General features: G+C 39.1%; 3 protein-coding genes. All 3 read right to left on the bottom strand.

What is annotated here, in order from left to right:
* The coding region (locus VNZ46_RS27160) for a hypothetical protein (protein WP_325564462.1) at nucleotides 1-1,297 on the bottom strand (1,297 nt) is incomplete at its 3' end.
* Between the two features lie 10 nt (nucleotides 1,298-1,307).
* Nucleotides 1,308-2,960: a RagB/SusD family nutrient uptake outer membrane protein gene (locus tag VNZ46_RS27155; protein ID WP_325564460.1), complete on the bottom strand. Its 1,653-nt coding sequence runs from the start codon at nucleotides 2,958-2,960 to the stop codon at nucleotides 1,308-1,310.
* Nucleotides 2,961-2,970: 10 nt separating this feature from the next.
* Nucleotides 2,971-5,324: SusC/RagA family TonB-linked outer membrane protein (locus tag VNZ46_RS27150; protein WP_325564458.1), on the bottom strand; the 2,354-nt coding region annotated here is incomplete at its 5' end.

Raw genomic sequence — 5,324 nt, 5'->3', positions numbered from 1 at the left:
TATCTACATACATATAACCACCGCCTAACGCCTCAATTAGTGTATAGTTTGGCTTCTGCTGGCTAAAGATGTTATTAAACTGTGCAGGTGCCATCATGTTTAAATTAGAAACAGGGACACCAAATCCCATTTTCATATCATTGGCATATGGACTGTTGTAATAATCACGTACGAAATCATTCATCATCCATTGTATGTTGTCCCCATCTGAAAGGTAATACGAAACGAATTTTTTCTTTTTGGACCAATCAATGAATTGTGGATTAACAACTTGTGCCAGTTTGGCTTCCTGTCTGCTTTTGTAAAGCAGGGAGGTCATTGACAAGTTGTAGATCCAGTCGCTGGGTACCCAAACGTGCCCTAAAATGGAGGCTCTATCCACAAACAGCGATTCATCCACTCCTTGTTCCCATCCGTAAACCGGGGCTCCGGGATCCAGCGATTTTAATATCTCATCTAGCAAATCAAGGTTCTGCCCACCAGACGGTTGGTTAAACTTTTTATTGATGTTCAGTACGAATAGATTGTTTTTAATGGCAAAATCTCTTAATTCCCCGGTTTGTACCGGCATCACCACCAGTGCCTTTTTACTCACTTTATCTTTAAACTCTCTCCATGCATCAGCTGTACTTTTGCTTCTGGCATCGTAAGTCATTTTATACCCGGCAGCATCGTACTTTGCTTTATCCCTGACATCAACGATAATGGAATTATAAATTGAGGAGGCAACCGACGCCACCATGTTACTTTCCGGATTATTCGTTACATCAGTTAGTACATAACCGCTAAAAAGATCCTTTATCTGGATATGAACACCATCTGAACTTCCATAGGTGTTGCGTGCAAGTTCTATACCACTTTGTCCGCCCTGTTCTGAAATACCCATGTTTTTAAGCGCCTGCTTTGATAAAGTATAAGACTCACTACCTCCGTGATCCTGCATCCAGACACCAATTTCACTGCGACCTTCTTCAACGGCCTTATTAGTTAATCCGGCAATAGACTGGCTTAGCAGGTGATATTGCAACCCTCTTATTTCTTCCGTTTCACCAATATTATTTCGGTTTCCAACAGTGATCACTTCAACAAGGGACCAATATTTTTTTGGTTTTTTGGTCATCTCCGGAAGGTTATATTGACCTTGATCGCTAATTGGGTCATATAAACTATTATAGAGAATAGGTTTAGGATCGTTAAGACCCTGGTTGATCTCTGGGCTTTTATATTTACTACAGCCGCTCAGGCACATAGAAATCAAAGTAAAAAAAGATAGTAACGATATTTTATTTGTTAGCATAATTGTAAGATTAATAACCATTATTTTGTGCAATTCCTGATAACTTATTGAGCTCGTCCTGAGGGATCGGGCGTACCAAATGGTTGTTGTTGATATTGTTGTATTGCTGAACAAAAGGGTTGTAAGCTTTAGCCCTCTCAATTAATGTATGACTTCGTTTCAGGTCAAACCAGCGGTCATGGTCCCCAAAAAGTTCTCTCGCTCTTTCATCCATGATCATATTAATATTTAAAGAATTCAATTGCATGAATTGTACATAGCTTGCGTCATCTTTTGCAGCCCTTTGCCTGATTGCATTTACACGTTCTAATGCTAAGCCCTGGTTACCCGCACCCAAATAGGCTTCAGCAGCAAGAAGATAAGTGTCTGCTAAGCGGAAAACCACATCTTCACGTGTCCCAAGGCCGCCCCATTCCATTTTAGTATCTTTAAATTTTTGCACGATAGGCATACGATCTATTCCGTCGTTTAGAATAGCAAGCGAGGTAGACTGCGGATACCAGTTGTAGTTGCCACCATTTTTGAAAGGATAGAATTTCTGGGCCCCGTTGCTTATTCCAGACTGATCGTTCCATCTTGGAAAATAGATGCCAAGTGCTCCAAAATTTGCATTTGCAGGGTTATTGATATAGAATTCTCTTTTAAACGTAGCGTCGTAGCGCGTGTCAATGTCTGGATTGGTAAAAAGCTCATGCGCTTTTGGGATAACCCAATATTGCCTTTGCATTGAAGAATAATCTAGTTGGTTCCTTATAAACATGCCAGGTTCAAGGGCCGTAATGTTGAAACCAAAAAGACTTTGCTGAGGATTTCCGGATCCATTGAAATTTTTATCTGTACCATATTGGATGGCCCAAATCACTTCAGGATTATTTTGTCTGGTCTCATCATAGGCATCTTTGTAATTCTTTGAGAGATAAAAGGCCGATTTTCCCTGTAAGATTACTTCATCCAGATTAGACGCTGCGTTAGCAAAGTCTGTTGCTTCTGCAAAAGGTTTATATGCCCTGGTCAGGTAAATTTTTCCAAGTAAATGGGTAATCGCAGCATTGTTAAGCCTTCCTGCTTCAGTACTGGCCAGAGGTAATTGTCCTTTTATGGCCACCAATTCTGAAATCATAAAAGCATAAATTGCCTGCTCAGGAGTTCTGGTTGCGGTTTCAATGACCTCTGTTTGTTCTTTATTATAGAAAGGTACCGGTCCAAATGTTTCCACCAGGTAGTAATAAGCCAAAACCCTTAAAAAGCGGCCTTGTGCGGTTATCTTATTATAATCACTTCCAGCTATTGCAGGCGTACAGCGGGTCAGTAATATATTGGATTCCTGAACAATTTTATACAAATTTTTCCAATAACCACCCACAACAGGTGCTGTAGAGTTGAAAGTTTTATCATAGCCATTGAACATCTTTTCTACTGGGCCCTCACCAATTGCCATATATAGATCAGTCCCGTAATATTGAAGCTCACTGGTATTAAGCACACCTCTGTATTGAGCATAGATGTCTACCAGTAATTTTTCCCGTCCTTCTTTTGTATTGTAAAACTTATCAGTTACAATCGAAGGCGTTTCAGGATCTATAAATTTTTTGCATCCCCCAAAAACTATGGATAATAGTATTGCGAAAAGGGATACGAAAAACAAATTAAATAGTTTTTTCATGTTGTTTAGCTTAGAATGAAACATTGAGGCCGAAATTGAATGTCAAAGGATATAAAGACATCTGGGTATATACATTTTCACCAATGATCTCAGGATCAGGGCCTTTATAGGCTGAAAATGTAAACGGATTTAAGACAGCCGTATATAAACGAACTTGCTTTAAACCCACTTTTTTCTTCAATTTTTCGGAAAGTGAATAACCAAGAGTAATGTTCTGGATCTTTAAAAAGCTACCGGATATCTTTCCCAGTACCTGAGTGTAATAAGACTGGGCACCAATTTCCGGATATTCATTGCTTTTGTTTTCCGGGGTCCAATATTTTACATTTAATTTATTCCATTGTTCATTATCCCATGCCGTAAACATGTAGGTAAAATCGTCATTGTACAAGCCCCCATAACGGCCATACATAAAGATGGAAAGATCCCAGTTCTTATAGGTAAACGTATTGGTAAGTCCTCCGGTAAAGTCAGGGGAGGGGGTACCCAATACCTTATAATCCCGTTCATCAATTAATCCGTCGTTATTTAGATCGCGAACATGAATATGACCTGGAGATTGACCATATTTCAAAGCTTCTGCACGCTCATCCTCCTGCCAGATTCCTACTTTTTCGAAATCATAAATCACATTAATAGGTTTACCAATAAACCATCTGTTCGCCAAATCGTCGTTTCCATTGCCATAAAGCTCTTTAATTATATTTCTGTTTAAAGAAAAGGTAAGATTGGTTTTCCAGTTAAATGACGATGTATTTAAATTAACTGTATTGATGCCCAGTTCGATTCCTTTATTTCCAGTGCTACCTATATTTCTAAGTACGGTATTGAAGCCATTTACACCTGCTATAGATTGCTTAAAGATCAAATCTTTTGTAACCCGGCTGTATGCATCAAAAGTCATGGTTATCCTGTTTTTGAATAACCCAAGGTCCAATCCCGCGTTCCATTCGGAAGTCATTTCCCATTTTAATTTATCATTTCCTTTAGCATCCCCTAAACCAAACCCATTGGTTCCCTTTTGCCCGAATACGTATTTTGCCAGATTTAATTTGCTGAATGCAACATCATAATCTATATTGTTATTCCCGCTTTTTCCCCAGCTCAACCTTAACTTCAGATCACTTATAGTGTTCTGCTTTTTCATAAATTCTTCTTCGCTGATCCGCCAGCCGAGAGCCATAGAAGGCATAAAACCCCATTGGTTATCAACCGATAGTCTTGACGAACCATCTACACGGCCGGTTGCTGTAAACAGATACCTGTCTTTATAAGTGTAATTTGCACGTGCCATGTAAGAAATCATAGACGATTCCCAATAGTAACTGCTTACATCAGTAATCTCTTCTGCAGTTTGAATGGCGTGCCAGTCAGACTCATAAGGCAAGCCTTTTCCACGCATTTGAGAGCCTTTATGTGTTTCCTTTTGTAAACTGAATAATCCAACCAGGTTTAACTTATGGTCTTTTTCAAAGGTTTTATTATACGTAGCAAGGTTATCCCATACATAGTTTAAATTCATGCCATCTTTGCGAAAAGCTTCTGGGTCTATAATTCCCATTTTTGCCTGCGTTTGTTTACCGATCCATTCGCCATATACGTCATTATCATATTGCATGGAGAGTTGAGATTTCAGCGTTAGAGATTTAATAGGATTGCCTTCAATAAAAGCAGAAATATTACTGTAACGGACTTCGTTGATTTTTTTGTTGTTTTCGATCTGAACAAACGGATTTATTTTACTTGACGTTGGCTGAACTTCAAATGCATATTGCCCGTCAGGTCCGTATGGACTAACCACCGGAGGAAGGAAATAAGCATTAAGTAAGGCATCATCTGCACCCTGGTTGATCTTGTTTAAAGAGAAGTAGTTGTTTATCCCAATTTTTAAACGGTCTGAGAAGCGGTGTTCAAGGCCTAAGTTTGCTGTAATCCTTCCAAAGTTCTCATTGCCAACCATTCCATCATCGTCGGTATAACCAAAGCCAAAGGAATAAGATGTTTTTTCTGAGTTTCCGGAAACGTTAATGGTATGGTTATTACTGATCCCAACCTTGGAGATCTCTCTTAACCAATCATAATATTCAGAATGTTTAATTCGTCTTTTTTCGTCATCTGTAAAAAAGTCAGTTCTTCCCAAAGATGATTCCCCATACTTTTTCTTCCACAAGGCGATCTTATAATTGATATATTCGAGCCCATTTCCCTCATTACCCAGCATGTCCGGAATCCGGATAGGTGTTTTTGCAGAAACCATTGCACTGTATTCAATTGAAAATCCTGCTTTTTTATTGGCTCCTTTAGTGGTAATTAGAACAACCCCATTTGCACCTCTTGATCCATAGATGGCAGATGAAGAAGCAT

The sequence above is a fragment of the Pedobacter sp. genome, from assembly GCF_035566355.1.
Lineage (GTDB): Bacteria > Bacteroidota > Bacteroidia > Sphingobacteriales > Sphingobacteriaceae > Pedobacter.
This window is presented reverse-complemented; position numbering and strand designations above follow the sequence as displayed.